At 61.1% G+C, this 19,474-nt stretch carries 17 protein-coding genes; 4 read left to right on the top strand and 13 right to left on the bottom strand.

Annotated elements, in window-relative coordinates; genetic code table 11:
- Positions 1 to 31 precede the first annotated feature (31 nt).
- From ACIP1X_RS00410 to ACIP1X_RS00355, 12 genes are all read right to left on the bottom strand, one after another.
- Entirely contained in the window at positions 32 to 826 is a 795-nt protein-coding gene (locus ACIP1X_RS00410; RefSeq protein ID WP_400748227.1) for a cyclase family protein, read from the bottom strand.
- Complete coding sequence (locus ACIP1X_RS00405; protein WP_400748224.1) at positions 804 to 1,805, bottom strand: NAD-dependent epimerase/dehydratase family protein; 1,002 nt, start codon at positions 1,803 to 1,805, stop codon at positions 804 to 806. The genes ACIP1X_RS00410 and ACIP1X_RS00405 overlap by 23 nt, the downstream gene beginning before the upstream one ends.
- Before the next feature lie 9 nt (positions 1,806 to 1,814).
- Complete coding sequence (locus ACIP1X_RS00400; protein WP_400748221.1) at positions 1,815 to 2,798, bottom strand: fumarylacetoacetate hydrolase family protein; 984 nt, start codon at positions 2,796 to 2,798, stop codon at positions 1,815 to 1,817.
- Complete coding sequence (locus ACIP1X_RS00395) at positions 2,795 to 3,376, bottom strand: cupin domain-containing protein (RefSeq protein WP_400748218.1); 582 nt, start codon at positions 3,374 to 3,376, stop codon at positions 2,795 to 2,797. Before ACIP1X_RS00395 ends, ACIP1X_RS00400 begins: the two co-directional genes overlap by 4 nt.
- 13 nt (positions 3,377 to 3,389) lie before the next feature.
- A complete protein-coding gene (locus tag ACIP1X_RS00390; protein WP_400748215.1) occupies positions 3,390 to 4,637 on the bottom strand; it encodes an MFS transporter in 1,248 nt (415 codons plus the stop codon).
- The gene (locus ACIP1X_RS00385) at positions 4,627 to 7,101 is read right to left on the bottom strand and encodes an RND family transporter (protein ID WP_400748212.1); all 2,475 of its coding nucleotides are present in this window, start codon (positions 7,099 to 7,101) and stop codon (positions 4,627 to 4,629) included. The genes ACIP1X_RS00390 and ACIP1X_RS00385 overlap by 11 nt, the downstream gene beginning before the upstream one ends.
- Before the next feature lie 4 nt (positions 7,102 to 7,105).
- Positions 7,106 to 8,209: a WD40/YVTN/BNR-like repeat-containing protein gene (locus ACIP1X_RS00380; protein WP_400748209.1), complete on the bottom strand. Its 1,104-nt coding sequence runs from the start codon at positions 8,207 to 8,209 to the stop codon at positions 7,106 to 7,108.
- A gap of 60 nt (positions 8,210 to 8,269) precedes the next feature.
- Positions 8,270 to 9,658, bottom strand: a complete 1,389-nt coding sequence (locus tag ACIP1X_RS00375; RefSeq protein ID WP_400748206.1) for a DUF1329 domain-containing protein — start codon at positions 9,656 to 9,658, stop codon at positions 8,270 to 8,272.
- A 12-nt stretch (positions 9,659 to 9,670) separates the two neighbouring features.
- Complete coding sequence (locus tag ACIP1X_RS00370; RefSeq protein WP_400748203.1) at positions 9,671 to 11,368, bottom strand: DUF1302 domain-containing protein; 1,698 nt, start codon at positions 11,366 to 11,368, stop codon at positions 9,671 to 9,673.
- Positions 11,369 to 11,425: 57 nt separating this feature from the next.
- A complete protein-coding gene (locus ACIP1X_RS00365) occupies positions 11,426 to 12,562 on the bottom strand; it encodes an FAD-dependent oxidoreductase (RefSeq protein WP_400748201.1) in 1,137 nt (378 codons plus the stop codon).
- Positions 12,563 to 12,696: 134 nt separating this feature from the next.
- Complete coding sequence (locus tag ACIP1X_RS00360; RefSeq protein WP_400748199.1) at positions 12,697 to 13,059, bottom strand: Rieske (2Fe-2S) protein; 363 nt, start codon at positions 13,057 to 13,059, stop codon at positions 12,697 to 12,699.
- A 14-nt stretch (positions 13,060 to 13,073) separates the two neighbouring features.
- Entirely contained in the window at positions 13,074 to 14,015 is a 942-nt protein-coding gene (locus tag ACIP1X_RS00355; RefSeq protein ID WP_400748197.1) for a VOC family protein, read from the bottom strand.
- 257 nt (positions 14,016 to 14,272) lie between these two features.
- Here ACIP1X_RS00355 and ACIP1X_RS00350 point away from each other — a divergent pair, with 257 nt between their 5' ends.
- The 4 genes from ACIP1X_RS00350 to ACIP1X_RS00335 all read left to right on the top strand — a co-directional run bounded on the left by ACIP1X_RS00350 (position 14,273) and on the right by ACIP1X_RS00335 (position 18,448).
- Entirely contained in the window at positions 14,273 to 15,235 is a 963-nt protein-coding gene (locus tag ACIP1X_RS00350) for a LysR family transcriptional regulator (RefSeq protein WP_400748195.1), read from the top strand.
- A 59-nt stretch (positions 15,236 to 15,294) separates the two neighbouring features.
- Complete coding sequence (locus tag ACIP1X_RS00345) at positions 15,295 to 16,452, top strand: alpha/beta hydrolase family protein (protein ID WP_400748192.1); 1,158 nt, start codon at positions 15,295 to 15,297, stop codon at positions 16,450 to 16,452.
- Positions 16,453 to 16,640: 188 nt separating this feature from the next.
- Complete coding sequence (locus ACIP1X_RS00340) at positions 16,641 to 17,990, top strand: amidohydrolase family protein (protein WP_400748189.1); 1,350 nt, start codon at positions 16,641 to 16,643, stop codon at positions 17,988 to 17,990.
- An 11-nt stretch (positions 17,991 to 18,001) separates the two neighbouring features.
- Positions 18,002 to 18,448: a heme-binding protein gene (locus ACIP1X_RS00335; protein WP_400748187.1), complete on the top strand. Its 447-nt coding sequence runs from the start codon at positions 18,002 to 18,004 to the stop codon at positions 18,446 to 18,448.
- On the opposite strand, the gene ACIP1X_RS00330 is transcribed toward ACIP1X_RS00335, so the two are convergent.
- Complete coding sequence (locus ACIP1X_RS00330) at positions 18,403 to 19,368, bottom strand: LysR family transcriptional regulator (RefSeq protein WP_400748184.1); 966 nt, start codon at positions 19,366 to 19,368, stop codon at positions 18,403 to 18,405. The two genes, ACIP1X_RS00335 and ACIP1X_RS00330, sit on opposite strands and share 46 nt — an antisense overlap.
- Positions 19,369 to 19,474: the final 106 nt, after the last annotated feature.

Below are 19,474 nucleotides of genomic sequence, written 5' to 3'. Positions count from 1 at the left end.
TGTCGTTGAAGGAATGCCTCGAACAGCCCGATCACTCGTCGAAAATAGCCACCGCGCGCACAAAACCTGCAGACGCATGCCGGATCTTGTAGGGAAAGCACGAGACGGTGAAGCCGCTCGCTGGCAGGGATTCGAGGTTGGCCAGTTTTTCCATTTGCCCATAGCCGATATCGCGCCCGGCCTTATGCCCTTCCCAGATGATCGAGGCGTCGCCGCTGGCGGCAAAACGCTCACGGGTGTATTTGAACGGTGCATCCCAGCTCCAGGCATCCGTGCCGACCACGCGCACGCCACGCTCCAGCAGATACATCGTCGCTTCGCGGCCCATGCCGATGCCGGCATCGAGATACCCCGGCTGGCCAAACAACGCCCCGGCGCGTGTGTTGACCAGCACGATATCCAGCGGCTGCAACGCGTATTCAATACGCGCCAGTTCCGCTTCAACCTCTTCTGCCGTCACCACGTGACCGTCGGGCAAATGGCGAAAATCCAGTTTGACCCCCGGCTGCAAGCACCAGTCCAGTGGCAACTCATCGATGCCAAATGCCGGCTCGCCGCCATCGGTGGTCGAGGCGTAATGCCACGGCGCATCCATGTGCGTGCCGCTGTGGGTGGTGATCTGCAAGCGCTCGGCAGCCCAGGATTCATTGCCGGGCATCTGCTCAAGCTGCAAACCCGGAAACATCGCCGCCATCTCGGGCCAGCCTTGCTGGTGATCCATGTAATCGATTTTCGGCAACAGCGGCGGCGGGTCTGTATACGGGTTGTTATCGAGGGTCACCGAAAGGTCGACCAGACGACGTTTACGCTGGATGGGCTGTGACATGAGGCGTGTCTCCGTTCAACGGCAGATGCCGATAAGGGGCTGGGTTGAGAGCGTTGCGAATAAGCGTGGCGACGTTGCCGTCATGGCAGAAACCGGCAGCGCGGGCCTGCGGGGTTTTCAAGGGCGGCATGCGCCCGAACAGGGTTTCGAGGTCAAGGTCAGCGGCGAAACTGATCAGCCCACGGCGTTGCTCGCCGTAAGTTGCCGCCAGCGCATCGATGACCTGGGCGATGGACAAATGCAGCACCGGCAGTTGCCAGACCCGCTGTTGCGCGGCGGCGTCGTCCAGTTCGGCGGCGTGGATCAGGTTGTTCACGCAACAGCGTGCCGACATCCACCACGCTGTTGCTTGCGGCGACACCGGGCAGCAATAGTCAGCGCCCTCGGCAAAAGCACGCATCAAGTCGCTCATGAAGGCCGAGCGCAAACCGTTGGGTTCACGCGGGCGCGCGACAATGCCCGGCAGGCGCACCGCGCGGCTGTCGACTTCAGCGCGCCGACCCAGATCGATCAACGCGCGCTCGACCATCAACTTGTGTGTGCCGTACGACAGTTGCGGATGCAATTCAGCCTGCTCGTTCATCTTCGCCGGCAGATTCGCGCCGTACACCGCTACGCTGCTGGCATACACCAACACCGGTGGTCGCGCCTTGTTGCGCAGTTGATCGAGCAGTTCAAGGCTGGCCAGCAGGTTGACCTGATAACCCGATTCGTAATGCGCCTCCGCCGCCCCACCGGGGATGCTGACCAAGTGAAACACCACATCGATGCCATCAGCCAAGACCCGGCGCATCAACGCCGCATCCGTCACGCTGCCACTGTGCCGACGCAGGCGCGGATCGTCTGGCAGGCCTTGGACATCAGTGTCCAGCACCAGCAACGAACGAATGACTTGCCCGCGCAAACTGCCGCGCGCAAGCAGACAACGCAGCAGTTCGCGGCCGACAAAGCCATTGGCTCCGGTAATCAGTACACGCATGGGCGTTCCTCAGCCGTGGGCCTTGACGACGCGCTGGTCGATCGCGCCGAACAGCGACTGACCATCGCTACCGGTAACGTCCATGCGCACGCGATCACCGAAACGCATAAAACCCGTCACCGGAGCGCCCTGCTCGATCATCTCAATGGCCCGACGTTCGGCGATGCACGCCGAGCCGACGTTGCGCTCGGCGTTCGACACCGTGCCGGAACCGATCAGGGTGCCGGCGCGCAAGCGTCGGGTTAACGCTGCGTGGGCAATCAGTTGGCCAAAGTGAAAGTTCATCTGCTCGCCCTGCGGCTGGCCAAACCACTCGCCGTTCCACTGCACTTGCAGGGGCAAATTCACGCGGCCATCGCGCCAGGCTTCGCCGAGTTCGTCCGGGGTAATCGCCAGCGGGGCAAAACTGGAGGACGGTTTGGCTTGCAGGAAACCGAACCCGGTGCGCATTTCCCGCGGTGCCAGCGCACGCAGGCTGACATCGTTGATCTGCAGGATCAGTTTGATGTGCTGCAACGCGTTTTCGGCCGAACAGCCCATCGGCACATCATCGACCAGCACGACAAATTCGCCTTCGAAATCGATGCCCTGGCTTTCGCTCGGCAGTTCGATGTCATCGTGTGCGCCGATGAAGTCATCACCGGCGCCCTGATACATCAACGGCGTACGGTCAGCGCCTTCGATCGGGTCGAGGTTGAACGCCTTCTGCATCAGCGCGCCGTGACTGAGAAACGCCGAGCCATCGCACCATTGATAAGCACGCGGCAACGGTGCCATCGCCTGCGCGGGGTCGAAGGCAAAGGCTTCGCGGCAATCGTGGTTTTCAAGCTCACGCGCCAGGGCCTGCAACCGCGGCTCGGCTTCAGCCCAGTTTTCGATGGCTTGCTGCAAGGTCGGCGCCACCAAACGGGCGTCGATAGCCCGGGCCATGTCACGTGAAACCACCACCAGTTGGCCGTCACGGCTGCCGTTTTTCAGGGTTGCGAGCTTCATGCTTTTTCTCCCGGGCAGTCCTGCAGTTCAGCGGCGAAACGCCCGTCCAGCAGAATAAACACCATGCGCGCCATGGCCTCGGTACGGTTGCTCCACGCGTGATTGGTGCCACGCTGAACCACTACATCGCCGCGTTTGAGGTGGACTTCTGTATCGTCGAGCACCAGCCAGACTTCGCCTTCGGTGACGATGCCGTAATCGAGGGTTTCGGTGCGGTGCATCAGTTTGTGCCGCGAGTTCGCCTGACCGGTACCGGCATGCGCCTGACCAATTTCGGCAAATGCGGCCGCTGCATCGGCAGCGCTGACCTGGTTCTGCACGCTGTCCGGCGGAATGTCGACGACACGAATCACACTGCCTAGCGGGCCGGGGCTCAGTTGTAAGGGTTTGCTGGTTGGATCATCGGCATTGTCGAGCAGGGCCGGACTGCCGCTGCTGTTCCATATCTCATGAAACACCGTGCCAGGCACCGCTTGCAGTGCGAAGACGTTAGCGGTTGCTCCGAGACTGGCGACGACCGCACGGCCTTGGGCATCATGCCCGGTGACCACGCGTTTGAATGGGGGAAGCGCTTGCATGGAATATCCTCGTTCAATGGCCGTTGCCGATGGAGTCGTGACCGCCGACATGGGTGCGGGTCAACAGTCCACCGAGCCTCGGCACGGACAGACAAAACAGCGCCACAACCAGTTGCAGCCAACCGATCATGGCCAGTGCTTGAGGCAACGCCGTGGAAGCCCCGGAAGTGATGGCGAGTACCACCAGCGGGCTGATGAACTCGCCGGCGAAAATCGCCGCGGTGAAACACCCCGCCGCTCGCCCACGCTGAGCAAAACCGACTTGCGCCATGATCCAGGTGATCAACGTCGGCAACATCAGGCCGATGCCCAGCCCGTTGACCAAGACCGCGACCACCACTTGCGCGTGGCTGCCGGCAGCGGCCATCAACAGGCCGCCGATACCCGCGAGGCCATAGGCAATCAGCAGCACATGCTGGCTGCGCAGACCGCTCAACAGACGAAAACTCAAGGCCCCGGCGAGCACACCGAGTTGATTGGCGCCCATGGTCATGCCGATCTGCTGCGGCGCATCCACGTGTAACAAGTTGAGCAAGTAGCCGGCCTGCACCGGCACGATGAACAGGCTCAGGCCCGCGAGCAGCGACAACGCATACAGGGGCGTCAGTGCGCGCCACGGAAAAGCACGCAGGGCTGGCACCGGCAATGTTGCTGTCGGTTGCACGCGCGGTTGCGGCTCCCAGAGTTTCCACGCCATCAGCGGCAGGAAAATCAGCCCGACCGCGTACAGCGCAAACGGTGTGCGCCAGTCGTCCTGGCCGAGAAAACCACCCAGCGCGATAAACACCGCAGCAGAGAGCGACGTCGCGACCATCTGCAAGGCGAACAAGCGCTCGCGTCGGGCGCCGCTGTAGTAGTCGCCCATCAGCGTTGTGCAGCAGGTCATGATCCCCGCCTCCGCCAGACCGATACCGGCGCGGCTGGCGACAATCGCCGGCAGCGAATCCAGCCACAGCGGCAACACACCGCAGAGCGTGTACAGGGCCATGCTCGCCAACAACAGCGGTTTGCGCCCGAGCCGGTCGGCGATGACCCCGGCAAACGGCGCCAGTAGTGCAATCATCAATGCCGGCAGGGTTAGCACGATCGGCACCAGCACGGTGCTGCCGGCGACCTCGGCAAAATGTGCCTGCATGCGCGGTAATACCGGTGCGAGCAATACCGCGCCGAGCACTGGCAGACAGCTGCCGAGCAGCAATAGCAACGATTGCGTCAAACCGGCGCGACGGCCGCTGTTTTCAAGTGAAGACTCAACGGCCATGACAGGTCTCCCGGTGGCGCGCTTGGTGAATATCTACCGCCACGGCTCGCGACGGCACGGCCACATCGACTGCCTCCGCCGGCATTTCTGCGTCGGTGTTCGTGCGCCGTGCAGGCAGCAGGAAGTACGCCAGCGCTGGCAACAACACCAGTGCGCCGACCATGTTCCAGACGAACATGAACGCCAGCAGCACGCCCATGTCAGCCTGGAATTTGATCGGCGAGAAGATCCACGTGGCCACGCCAATGGCGAGCGTGATGCCGGTGAGCATCACCACTTTGCCGGTGGACACCAGCGCGCGGTAATAGGCTTCTGACAGGCTCGCGCCCTGGCGCAGATGACCTAGCAGGATGCTCATCACGTACAACGCATAGTCGACGCCAATGCCGACACCTAACGCGATGACCGGCAACGTCGCGACCTTCACGCCGATGTTCAGCCAGACCATCAATGCTTCGCAGAGGATCGAGGTGACCATCAGCGGAATCACCGCGCACAGCGTGGCACGCCACGAACGGAAGGTGATCAGGCACAGGACGATCACCGCCCCGTAGACCCAGAACAGCATCTCGCGATTGGCCTGCTTAACCACGATATTGGTCGCTGCTTCGATGCCGGCATTACCCGCTGCCAGCAGAAACTGCACATCATCGTTGTTATTGGCAGCGGCGAATTGCTCGACGTGCTCGACCAGCCGCGTCAGCGTTTCAGCCTTGTGGTCGGTGAGGTAGGCGTACAGCGTCAGCAGGCTGCAATCCTCGTTGTACAAACCGCGTGGCGCACTGGCGGTGATCATATTGAGCATCGCCTGATTGTTCTGCAGCTCGTACCACTTGGCGCTGCCTTCGCTGAGGCCAACCAGCATGCGCCGGTTGAGCAAGGCCAGCGAGTTGGTCGAATCCACCCCCGGCAGCGCACGCAGTTGCCAGTCCAGCGCATCAACCTTGGCAAGGATGTCGTAACGCGCACATTGCCCGGCCGGGGTTTTGACCATCACCGCGAACAAATCGCTGCTGGCGCCGTAATGCCGGGTCAGAAACGCATCGTCCTGGTTGTAGCGTGAGTCGGCCCGCAGCTCCGGCGCGCCGGCATCCAGATCACCGATCTTCAATTGCAGGCTGACCACAAAGCCCAATGCCGCCAGCGCCAGGCTGATGACAATGCACAGGCTGGCCCAGCGACGTTGGGTAAACAGATCAAGAAAACGCCAGAAGCCATGACGCCGCGCGCCGGCCTGATCGTTCTGCTCGCTCTTCAGACTCAATTGCGCCGCACGCGGCGTTACCCCGACATAGGACAGCAACACCGGCAGCAGAATCAGGTTGGTGAAAATCAGCACCGCCACACCGATACTGGCGATCACGGCCAGATCCTGAATCACCTGGATCTTGATCAGCATCAGCACGGCAAAACCCACTGCGTCGCACAGCAAAGCCGTCAGCCCGGCCAGAAACAGCCGTCGAAAGGTGAAGCGCGCGGCCACCACCCGGTGCATGCCGCGACCGATGTCCTGCATGATGCCGTTCATTTTCTGCGCGCCGTGGCTCATGCCGATGGCGAACACCAGAAACGGCACCAGCACCGAGTACGGATCCAGTTGATAGTCGAGCAACGGCAACAGACCCAGCTGCCAGACCACCGCCACCAGCGAACAGTACACCACGAGCAACGTGCTGCGCAGGCAGCGCGTGTACCAGAACAGCACGGCGGTGGTGATCAGGATTGCCACGGCAAAAAACAGCAAGATCTGCTTGAGCCCGGCGATCAGGTCGCCGACCTTTTTCGCGAAACCGGTGATGTGAATGTCGATCTTGTCGTTCTGATACTGGCTGCGCAACGCCTCCAGTTGCTCGGACAGCACTGAGTAATTCAGCGCCTGACCGTCGGCAGTCGTGGCCAGCAGCGGCACGTAAATGATGCTCGAGGTTTGATCGAACGCTACCAGTTGGCCGAGCTCGTTGGAGCGCTGCACGTTGCGGCGCAAGGCCTCGAGACTCGCCGGTGTGCCGGCATAATCGTCCGGAATCACCGGGCCGCCATCCAGTCCGTCTTCAGTCACTGCGACCCAACGGGTTGCGGGCGTCCACAGCGACTTCATGTAGGCGCGATCGACGCCGGGCAGCAGGTAAAGCTTGTCGCTCAAGGCCTGCAAGGTTTTCAGATACTCAGCGTCGTAGATATCACCCTGGCGATTGGCGACGACGATGCGCAGAGAGTTGCCCAGACCGCTGAGTTGCTTTTGATGTTGCAGATAATTGGCGATGTAAGGTTGTTGCGTGGGGATCATCTTTTCGAAACTGGCGTTCAGCTCGACGCGCGTGGCCTGATAGCCCAAAAAGAGCGTGGTCACCAGGCACACCAGCAACACCCACAACCGGTGGTTGAACAAAGTGCGTTCCACGACCGAGCCGGAGCGCGGGTCGAAACTCGCCAGGCTGGCCGTGGCGTTGTCGAATGGTTTCATAACCTCACTCCGAAGCTGTAGCGGTGGGCGACGCCAGGCGCGTCAACCCGGTAAAACCGGCCAGCACCAGGCTGCCATCGGCGGCCTGCACGACGCTGGCAATCGGTTTGCCCAGCGGTTTGCCGAAAGGCTGCAGGGTTGTTGCGTCGCCCGTGGTGCGAAACATCGCGCCCGCCTGATTGACCACCAACAGCTGGCCGTCAGCGGTGCGAATCGCTTCACTGAAGGACACTGGCATCGGTACGGGCGCAGGCACGAAGCTGTTGCCGTCGTCGGTAGAAATGAACGCGTTGCCTTTCAATCCTGCCGCCAGCAGCGCGCCGTCATCGCGCAGTTGCAGGGCGAAGAAACTGCCGCTGTACGGGCTATCGAGCGCGACGAAAGATTGTCCACCGTCCTCGGAACGGGCCACATAGCCTTGCTCGCCAGCGATGAACCAACGCTCGCCGTGTTGCGCGATGGCATACAGGTGCGCGCCCATCGGATTGTCGATCTGGCCCATCAGCGACTGCCAGCTCACGCCGCCGTCCTCGGTGGTGAACGCGAGGCCGTAGGCGCCGACGATCAGGCCGTGACGCGCATCGGTGAACTTGAGACTGAGAAACGGTTTGTCCGCGCCTTCGCTGACCATCCGTTCGGCGGTTTGCACGCGTGCCGCCGCTGCGTCGGGGTCAGTGGCAGTCGGCAGTTGCTCTTGTGCGGCGTGCAATTCCAGTTGCGCCGCGCGATTGCCGTCCAGTTGCAACGCCCAGTTTTCACCGCCGTCGTGGGAGACCAGCACCGCACCGGCATGGCCGACCGCCCAGCCCGTGTTCGCATCGACAAACTGCACCGCGGTAAGGCTGACGGACACCGGCACCTGCGCCTGCCGCCAACCGATACCGTTGTCATCGGAGAGCAAGACGATGCCGCGTTCGCCGACTGCCACCAACCGCGCACCTGCCCGCGCCAGATCAAGCAAGACCGCTTGCCGGGCCTGCGGCGCGCGCATCGCCGGGGTGTTCAATACATCACCGACGGCAGCGGCCTGAGCCTGGCTCACGGGTAATACGCAAGGCAGCGCCAGCAGCGCTAACAACCGCCCGAGCACCTGACAGATTCTGTTCATACCGACCTCGAAACCACCTGTGAAACCGGATCGCCACACCGTGTCGCGATCCGGCCCGATTCAACGAACCCCGGCACCCGCCATCGCCGCCGGCGAGAATTCCGACGCCTTGTAGCGATCGACCACGCCGTATTGCTCAGGCAGGCCGGTGTAGACGTTCTGGATAAACCAGGCGCCGGAGGTCAGGTCGTAGAAACCCGAAGACAGCTGCGCCTGCGCTGGCAGATCCGGCAGCACGGCTGGCAGCGACCACAAGGTTTTGGCGAGTTGGCCGTTGGCGTCCCAGCGATCGCCGAGCATGGCCTGCCAGGTGTCTTCGTCGAGGTAGTAACGGCCCTTCGGCAATTGGTGACGCTTGCCCGGCGCGAGTTCGGCGTCCACCACCCACACGCGATGCAATTCCCAGCGCACGTAATCAGGATTCATGTGGTGAGCCAGAAACAGGTCTTCCGGTTTGCCGGCCGTCAGGACTTTGTTGGTGTTGTAAGGGATGTACATTTCCTGCTTGCCGACCAGTTTCCAGTCGAAGCGATCGATGCGTCCCTGGAACACGCTCAATTCATCGAACGACATCACCCCGGCGGTGGCCGGCGTCGGCGTGTCGCAGCAGGCATTCGGCAACTTGCGCACGCGGCGCTGGCCGGTCAGATAGACGTGGGCCTGGGACTTGTCGCCGTTGATATTGGTGCGCCCCATGATTTGCTCACCGGCACGCAACGGCGGGCCGACGTTCAGCAGGCGGAACAGCCAGTAATCACCGGCGAAGCTTTCCGGCGTGCCGTCCTGGTAGTAATACGGCATGTCCTGAATCGCCTGGCCGTCGGTGGTCATCACCTGTTTGCCGTCTGCGGTCATCAGGTAATGGCGAAAATGCATGGCCAGTGACGTGCCGCGCCAGTTCAGGATGTGGTTCCACATGGCTTCGGCGCCGTTATGCGGAATCGGGAATGGAATACCGCCAAACGCACCTTCGGGCACCGGTCCGGCGCTGCTGTCGACCAGCTTGGCGCGGGTCGCGTTTTTCAGAGTGTTGTCGTACACCCACTGCGGTGCGGCGGCCGTGCGACGGGTCGGATAGACGTCGATGCGATAGGTGTCAGGAAAACGCTTGAACATTTCCTTGGTGCCATCGCTGAGCTTGGCGGCGTATTGCGCCAGATTTTTCGAGGTGATGCTGAACAGCGGCTTGTCGGCCGCAAACGGATCGCTACGTTTGCCGCCCTCCTTGAAGGCCGGATCGACCTTGGTGTAGCCGCCGTCCCAGGCTGGAATCGAGCCGTCGGCATTGCCGGCGCGCTCGGCACCGAACGGCGTCAGCGACTTGTTCAATTTCGCCGCTTCGTCAGCCGTGGCTGCTGCGACACCCTGACTCAATATCGCCAGGCTTGCGAGCAACGCGAAGCACAAGGCTTTGGGTGTGAACGCGGCATTTTTGTTGTTATAGGTCATGCGCAAGTCCTCTTAAAACGTGGTCTTGACGGAGAAGGCGAGGTAATCCCGATCCTTCAGCGATTGCTGGAAATTGAATTGGCTGGTCGCGTTGAGGTTGGTGTTCTCGGGGCCGTAGTAATGCGTGTATGTCAGGCCGGCGGTCACACGGTCGAGGTAGGTCGCGGTAATACCGATATTCATGTCACCGCCGTTATCCGCGCCGAACGAACTGACAACCGCCGACTTGCCCAGCGGGAAATAGCTCAGGCCAACCGGAATGCTGATATCCACGCCGGGGAAAAACTGCCGATAAGTCGGGGTGTAAACCATCTTGAAGCCGAGACCATCATCGGTGGCGTTGGGGTCTAGTGCGGCACGGTTTTTTGTGACGCTGAGCAGACGGTTCCAGGCGACCTCACCGACGAATCCGGACTCCTTGGCAATGAAGTTCGGTCCGAACGAAGCGATCACGTTGAGGTTGATGTGCGCGGTGCGCCCGACGGCATAAAGCGCATCGTCGTCGTTGTCGGCAGCAACCCCCGGTAGCACCGTGACGCCGTTGGACACCAGTGGCATGTTCCAGCGCATCGAGGCTTCACCGGCAAAGCTGTAGGCATCGACGGTGGTGGAGAAACTGGCACCCAGCGCGCGGATGTCTTCCGGATAAACCCAGTAGTAATCGCCGATTTGGCCCGTGCTGAAGTTGGGTGCGCCAGTGGAAGGCCTGAGGTACAGCTTGGGGGTCTTGTCGTGGTACTGAATGGCATAGAGACCGTACTCCACGGTCTCTGCGCTGTATTTCAGTTGCAGGCCACCCTGCCCCGAATCTTTGGCATCTTTGTCTTTGCCATGGAAAAACGCCGCCGGACTGCTGGCGTTGCCACCCAGAAACGCCGGAAACGGCGCGCCGACAATCAGACGTTCATTGCCTTCACCGATGGTGTCGCTGGTGGAGAAGTAACTGCCTGCGCCAGGCAAGCGTGTTTCTTCCCATTCCAGTTGGTAAAACGCACCGAGGGATACGTCATCGGTCACTTGGAAGGTGCCCGACAATTGATTGACCGGACGGGTGATTTCCTTGAACTGCGTGTTCGGCACCGACTGCGCCTTGACCACGTCCACCGGGGCCATGCCACCGGCAATGCCGTTGGCGCCGAAGAACAGGCTTTCACCCCAGATCAGGCCATGACGGCCGGCGCGCACCGATGTTGCGCGGTCGGCCAGTTCACCGTTCCAGTAGACGAACGCGTCGAGAATTTCGCCGTCACCACCGTGCAAATGACGGGTGTCATCGGTGAACTCGTCGTAGCCCACCGAACGTGCGTTGGCGCGGGATGGATCGTTATTGTCGTTGTTGCCCTGGTACTCGCTGTCGTACCACGCTGCACCGCTCAAGCGTGCGCCGAAATCCTGAAACGACAGATCCAGCTCCGAGAGGATGTCGGTGCGATTGGAGATCAGGCCTTTTTTGAACGCACGATCGCCGTCGTCCTGATTGAGCGCGACCTGACCCTCGGTCAACTTGCTGCTCGGATTCTGCGTGCGCCAGGCAGCGCTGTACTTGATCGTATTGTCCCAGCGCAGCTTGAAATCCGGGTTGCCGGTATCGATGTCGAAAGCGAAAGCGGCCTGGCTGCACAGCACCAGCAGCGCAGCGACGCTCAAACCAAAGGGTGCAGACGAGCAGACCGGGCGACGCGCGAGCGCCGCAGTCGTAGAACTAACCATCGCGTTAACCTCTTGTTTTTATAGTGGTAACTGCTGTGGATGAGTCGCCGGTGGGGCTTAGATTGGCTCGGCAGTGCGCGCGAGCATTTGCTTGACCAGGCCAATGCGATCGAAGCCGCGGTCGTGTTGCATCTCCTTGTCGCCGGCCAGCACCGAGCTTTCGCTGATGTACTTGCAACGTTCGAAGCGCCGCGCCATGAAGCGCTGCAACTGCTGCTCGACGCTGGTGGTCGCGGACTGCTCGTGAGTCAGTTCTTCGCTGAGCACAATCGCGTCTTCAATGGCCATGCCGGCGCCTTGACCGAGGTGCGGCGTGGTGGCGTGGGCCGCATCGCCGATCAGCAGGACGCGTCCGCGATGCCAAGGCTCATCGACGAACACCACTTCCATCGGCTTGTAGACGACCTGGCTGTTGTCAGTGATTTGCTCGCGCAGTTCGCCGATCAGCCCGGTAAAGCCTTGCAGGCGCTGGCGCATCTGCGCGGCCAGATCGGCAGGATCCATCCACGGATTGGAGGGCTCGTGGGACGTCAGAAACAGGTACATCAAGTCGCCGGCCAGCGGCACCAGCCCGGCGTTGCCGTCAGCGCTTTGATAGTTGGCCAGATGGTCAATCTGTGGCGCTCGGGGAAAGTTGTAGCGCCACACCGACTGGCCAGTGAAACGCGGGGTGTAGACATCGCCAAAGACCAGGCTGCGCACTTTCGAGAACAGTCCGTCGGCACCAACCACCAAGTCGTAGCGGCCGCGACTGCCGTCGGTAAACAACACGTCGACCTCTGCGCCGTTGTCGTCCAGCGTTTCCACGCTCAGGCCCAAACGCACGTTGGCACCGAGTTGCAGCGCGGTTTCGCTGAGGACTTTGTGCAGCGCCAGGCGAGAAATGCCGACGTTGGCGGGGTACTGCGGGCCGGCCAGTCGCTGGCCCGGAATGCGCGCCAGTTGCTGCCCGCCGGGGCCGTAGATGGCGACGTCTTCGAAGGCATAAGCGGCGTCCAGATAACCGTCGAGAACGCCGAGCTTGGCCATTTCACGGACGACGTTGCTCTGCTGAATAATCCCGACGCCATAGACTGTCCATTCGGACTTGAGCTCGATCAGGTCGACCTCGATACCTTTACGCCGCAAGGCGATGGCCGCACACAAGCCGCCGATACCACCGCCCACGATCAGAACGTTGTTCACTGCACTCATGGTGTTCTCTCTTTTTATTCTTGTGATCGATGCTGCGTCGGGCAGGGCATCGTTGGATGAAGCTTCCCGGCAAAGCAGGGATTTGACTAATCGCGAGTAAGGATGCGATGTATCGCCGTACGCGATACCTCGATTTATCCCGGCAGCGGCACCCCTTCAGGCATTTGCACCAGCAGCCAGCCGTCCTTTTCGCAGAACGGCAGCGCCTCCAGCGTGTGGCCCAGGCACGGGCCGTAGATGCACTCGCCGGTCGCCGGCAGAAATTGCGCACCGTGGGCGTAGCAGACGATCAACTGGCCATCGGCGGACAGGAACTTGTCCTTGCGATACTCAAGGCGCACGTCCAGATGCGGACAACGGTTGCGATAGACCCGCACCTGATGGTCATGACGCAGGGCAAACACGCTGTCGCGGCCCTGCGCCAACGGATCGAACCCGCGCGCCCGGCCCTCCTCCAGTTCGTCCAGCCGACACAGTGGCTGCGCAATAGCGCTCATGATCAGCGCCGGCCTCAACCGAGTTTCGGTGGCGGCCCACCGGGGGCCCATTTTTCTTTGGCGCTGAACAGGAACAGCTGCGAGTTATCCGCCGACAGTGGCGCGCGACGGGCCTCCCAGGCGTCATCGTGCTTGTCCATGTCAGCGTCATATTCGATGTGGCAGCCCAACGGACTGTTGAAGTACCAGAACCAGTTGGAGCCAAACAGGTGACGGCCCGGCCCCCAGAAACTGGTCCAGCCTTTTTGCTCGAAACGCGTCCCGGCCAGCAGCACTTCGGTGCCACTGCCCATGTGGAAGGTGAAGTGTTCGCAGCCTTTCATGTGCGGCGGGGTCTGGATCATGAACAGGCAATGGTGATCGTCAGAGCCGGCCGGGCGCATGAACGGCCCGGCGCCAATGAAGGTGTCGGTGGTGCGAAAACCCAGACGCTCGGCGTAAAAGGCTTCCGCTTTCGCCGCATCGGGTACGAAATACACCACGTGCGACAAAGTGCGCGGGACGGCGCCCATATCGAGGGTAATGCCAGGCTGGTTAAGTGGCCGCTGTGGCGCATGGCCGGCGGCGTTGGTCAGGTCATCCGGCGCGCTGTATGGCTTGCGCACGCTGACCTGAAAAGCGATGGCGAAACCCATGTCGTCAACGCTGTGCAACACGCCGTGCTGATCGCGGCGGACGGAGCGGTCACTGGCCAGCTCATCTTCGATGGCATCCAGATCGCTGATCGCAGCGACCCCGTAGACCGTCTCGCGAATCGACGGCGCCGGGCCGATCGCCGCCGGCAAATCAGGGTCGTCGGCTCGACGGATAATCACGGCGGTGCCGTCCAGCGCTTCGAAACGCCCGCCGTTGCTGTCAACGCCGACCGGCGCAAGGCCGTAGTCGCGCAGGCAATCGGTGCAGGCTTGAATGTCATCGACGCCAAAAATCAGGGCATCAAGGCCAATGATGTTCATGGCTTACCACTCCATTGAAATTATGATCCGGTGACTGTCGCCATGGACGCCTTACAGCGCGCCGGGCCTGACTGGAAACCGGTGGTGGTGTCGGCTGCAGGGCCGACTGCGGCGAAGATTGGCGCAAGGGCTGACACCTGACTAATCGCGAGTCGGGATGCGACCTATCGGCAAACGCGATACCTGCGACGAAGGTTGACGTGCCGATGGATTCGTTCGAATGTATTGCGAAAATAAATACAAGAACGGACCTGCCCATGCGTTTCAACCATCTGGATCTGAACCTGCTGGTCGCGCTCGATGTATTGCTCGAAGAGCAGAACATCACCCGCGCGGCTGAACGCCTGCACATGACCCAATCCGCCACCAGCGGCGTGCTCGCGCGATTGCGCACCTACTTTGAGGATGAGCTGCTGGTCCAGGTCGGACGCAAGATGCAGCCCACGCCCTATGCCACAGAACTGGCAAAACCGGTGCGTGAAGTCCTGCTGACGATCCAGTCCTCAATCACCGCCAAACCAGTGTTCGACCCGACCACCAGCAAGCGACATTTTCGTTTGGTGACCTCGGACTATCTGATCAGCGTGCTGTTCGCCCAGGTGATCCAGAACATTCACCAGGAAGCACCCAATATCACCTTCGAAATGCTTGGCCCCAGCGACAATTCCGGCGAACTGCTGGTGCGTGGCGAAGTCGACCTGATGATTGTTCCCGAGCGCTACATCATTGACGGCCACCCTTCGCGCCTGCTCTTTGAGGAGGAACATGTGTGCGTAGTGTGGCAAGGCAATACGCAAGTCGGCGACACCCTGACCCTTGAGCAGTACATGCAGATGGGCCATGTCTCGGTGGGCTTTGGCCGTACCCGGCACATGAGCATCGAAGAATGGTTCATGAATCAATACGGTTTCAATCGGCGCATTGAAGTGATCACCAGCGACTTCAATACCCTGCCGCAACTGATTGTCGGCACGCAGCGCATCGCCACGATGCACCAGCGTCTGGCGAACCTCTACGCGCACTATCTGCCGCTGCGCATCCTGCCGCCGCCGGTGAAAATTCCGGTCATGCGCGAGTACATGTTGTGGCACCGCAGCGTTGACGGCGACCCGATGCACCGCTGGCTGCGCGAACGCATCAGCGAATCCATCCAGCATCTGCAACACGTGCCCATCGTATCTCGCGATACCTCGTATCCGCCGTCACGATTGGCCAATTAGTCGGGTGATCCTTAACGTGCCTTGGGAATGCCAAGGCAACCATAAGGACAACAATAATCATGTTTCGCTATTTCCCGACCAACTACGTTTGGAATCTCTCTGTCGACCTGGCCATTGAAATGGGCGCCCGCATGGGTGAAATCGAAGAGATGTGCGCCCCGCTGCAAGAGGCTGCGAAACAGCCAGACGCGGCCGGCACCCGTGCCTTTCGCGAAACCTGGGCGAAAATGGCCGACAAGCTCTGCGGTCTGGCCGAAGAAGACGAAGGCAACGGCCGGATGCTCTCGGCTGGCGAAAAATACAACCGCGCCGCCACCTATTATTTGACCTGCGAGCGCCTGCAAGCCCACGGCGCTCCGGGGCGTACCGAGCTCTATCAACGCTTCCTGCAAACCTTCAAGCGCGGCATCGAACTGTCGCGGGAAAACTGCGAACGGGTGGAAATCCCTTACGAGGGCAAACATCTTTCCGGCTTGCTCGTGCGCGCCGAAGGCGTCGAGGGGCCTGCGCCGATTCTGGTGCAGGTCAACGGTCTGGACTCGACCAAAGAAATGAAATACCGCGTGGGCCTGCCAGCATGGCTGGCGAAACGCGGCATCTCTTCGCTGATCATCGACCAGCCCGGCACCGGCGAAGCGCTGCGCCTGCATGGCCTGACCGCACGATTCGACAGTGAGCACTGGGCCAGTCGCGTGGTTGACTGGCTGGAAACCCGAAGCGACGTTGATGCCAAACGTATCGGTCTGGAAGGTGTCTCGTTGGGCGGTTATTACTGCCCGCGTGCCGTTGCATTCGAACCGCGCTTCGCGTGCGGCGTCGTGTGGGGCGCCAACCATGACTGGCGTGATGTGCAAAAACGTCGACTGGAAAAGGAAGGCAGCTTCCCGGTGCCGCATTATTGGGCGCATGTCTGCTGGGTGTGGGGCGCCAAGGACGTCGAAGAGTTCATGACCATCGCCGAAAACGTGCACCTCGATGGCGTGCTCGACCGGATCAAGGTGCCCTTCCTCGTGACCCATGGTGAGCAGGATTCACAGATCCCATTGAAGTGGGCGCATCGCACCTACGAACAACTGGTCAACAGCCCAAAATGCGAACTGAAAATCTTCACCGAACGTGAAGGTGGCGTGCAGCATTCGAGCTTCGACAACAGCATCAATGCCGGGCAATACATTGCTGACTGGGTTGCTGAAACCCTCAGTGGTCGCACGGCCTGACACGTTTTCAAAGCTCACCCGAAACGCCGGACAGCCTTGCGCTGCTCCGGCGTTTTTGCGTCCCGCCCAACGCCATTCCCCGTTAAATCATCGACGCCATCAATACCCGGCCATCGATGCAATCTGTTGGTCTGCCGACCTCCCCCGCCCTAGCCTCGTCGGTACAAACACAACAAAGTGAAATCACCATGAGCAGCCTGCACCTCAAATGTCAGACCTTGTTCGACGGCACTGGCCGCGACACGCGCCAGCAGCAGACGCTGATTGTCGAGAACGGCTTGTTCAGCTACGTCGGCCCTAGCGTTTCAGCGCCGCAGCCTCGCGCCGGCGACAACGTGGTGGATGCCGCAGACGCTTTTGTCATGCCCGGGCTGGTGGATGTGCACACCCATCTGGCCTTCGGCAATGCGCAAAGCGAAGAGGACATCGACATCTGGACCAGCGACGAATTTCGCGCGCTGCGGGGCATGTTCTTCGCCCAGCATGTCCTTGCGGCGGGCGTCACCAGCATGGTCTGCCCCGGCGACAGCGGCCAACTGAGCATCGCCGTGCGCAATGCGATCGGCGCCGGTTTGTTTGAAGGGCCACGGATTGCCGCCAGTAGCCGGGTCATCACCAATCGGCAGAGCCTCAACGACTGGTTTCCGAGTCGCATGGGCGCACCGGAGTTTTTCACCGCCCGCCTCGTCACCAGTCGCAGTGAAGCGCTGGCGGAAATCCGCAAGCAGGCCAAGGACGGCGTCGACCTGATCAAGATTGCCATGGACGGCACGCATCGCCGGCCCGATGGTGAAATCATCGCTGCATTCACCGCCGATGAAACCCGCGAAATGGTCGACGAGGCGCATCGACTCGGCTGCAAAGTCGCCACCCATGCCTACGGTCGCGAAGCGGTGATGTACGCCGCGCTGGCCAAGGTTGATCTGGTCTTTCACGGCTTTTACATGGATGACGCCTGCATCGAAGCGTTGCTCGAAGCTGGCAGCATTCTGGCGCCGACAATGACCTTTCCACAGAACACCGTGGACTTTTGCCAGCCCCACGACCCGGCGATTACCACCGGTTACGCGGGTTATTGCGCACGCACGCTGGAGGTCGGTTCGGCGGTACTCAAGCGCGCCAAAGCTGCAGGAGTACCGTTCGCCTGCGGCAGTGACAGCGGTTTTGCGGTGACACCTTATGGTGAATGGCACGCTCGCGAACTGGAGCTGTTGGTGACCCGTCTCGGCTTTACCCCGGCCGAAGCACTGCATGCGGCCACGGCCGTCGGCGCGCGCTGCATGCCGCGTGGCGAAACCCTCGGCACATTGGAGGTGGGCAAACAGGCGGATTTTCTGTTGCTCGATGGCTCACCGCTGCAGGACATCCGCATCCTCCAGGATCGCTCGCGTCTCAAAGCCGTGTACAAGGCAGGTCAGCCGATGCGCATGGAACGAAGTCCCTACAACCCCAAGCAAGTGTCAGATTTCAACTCGTTGAAATGGACCGACCTGTATACCCGAGACCGCGTTTCCCAACTGGGCAAATGGACCCTGTGAGGACGATCGACATGCAAGCAATCGACCTGACCACCGCCACGCTTATCGCCAGCCACGCCATCGAGATCGCCCGGCAAGCCGGATTCAAACCCATGGCGGCCGCTGTCCTCGACGTGGCAGGACATCCGCTGGCAGTGCTGCGTGATCAGCACGCCAGTTTTCTGCGCCCACAGATCGCCACAGGCAAGGCCCGTGGTTGTCTGGGCATGGGGTTTGGCGGTCGTGAGCTGGCACGGCGGGCGCAAGCGATGCCAGCGTTTTTTGCTGCAATCAACAGCCTCACCGACGGTGAAGTGATTCCTGTGGCCGGCGGCGTGCTGATTCGCAATGCCGACGGCGAGCTCCTCGGCGCCCTCGGCATCAGTGGCGACACCTCGGACAATGATGAGCACTGCGCCGTGCAAGCGATCGTTCAGGCAGGACTTGAAGCCGACACCGGGGATTGTGTGACAGGCTGATCGAGTAACGCGGCCTGTTCCAATATCAGGCTGCGAAACCACCTCATTGCCGGATCAAGATCCTGATAAGGATGCCACTGCAGCACCTGTACTGCTTCGGGAAATACCAGCGGTGCGGCGAGGATGCGCAAGTGATAGCGCTGAGCGAAACGCTGCGCCTGACGCCGAAACACGGTAGCGACCCGCGCCGTGCCGACGATGAATTCGGGGATCAGCGCAAAGCTTTCAACCGATACCGCGATGTGCCGCTCAATGCCCTGTTCCTGCAAGTGAGCTGAGTCCATCGACAGGTTTCGGCCGTCGGCGAAGGCTCGCACCACATGTTCGGCCGAGCGGTAGTCGTCGAGGTTCAGGCTTTCGACAAACCGCGAATGCTGCGCACAGACAATGCAGCACAACCGGTCGCTAAGGATGGCTTCGTGCGGATAAGCCGGGTTTCGGCGCCGCTCGGGCACGATCACCCAATCGCTACGCCGATAATCGAGCGCCTCGCTGACAACGTCGTCATCGCGCGGTGCTGGCAAATCACGCAGATTCAACCGTACGCCGGGCGCGATGCGCGCAAGTTCGCGACTGACCGCCGGCATCAGCACGCCGATCACGTAATCAGAAGCCACCAGCGTGAATTGCCGCGTACAGGTCGCGGGGTCGAATTCCACCGGGGCATCGACAATCTCACGCGTCAGCGCCAATGCTTCGCGAACTTTGGGCAACAATTGCAAGCCGAGCGCAGTAGGCTCCAAACGCCGCCCCACCTGCACCAACAATGGGTCATTGAAATGCTCGCGCAAGCGCCCGAGTGCCGAGCTGGTCGCCGACTGCCCGAGATGTAATCGCTCAGCCGCGCGGCTGACGCTGCACTCACTTAACAAAGCGTCCAGCGCCACTAAAAGATTCAGATCGAGTCGTCGATAGCGCATGAAACGGTTCCTGGAAAAGTAGCAGGATCAAACCCGACTGATGGATGCTGCGATCGGAGTGCGCAGTGTCGGACGAAAGTGAGCATACTGGATCGTTCATGCTGTG

The sequence above is a fragment of the Pseudomonas sp. NPDC088885 genome, from assembly GCF_044750025.1.
Taxonomy (GTDB): Bacteria; Pseudomonadota; Gammaproteobacteria; order Pseudomonadales; family Pseudomonadaceae; genus Aquipseudomonas; species Aquipseudomonas rustica.
This window is presented reverse-complemented; position numbering and strand designations above follow the sequence as displayed.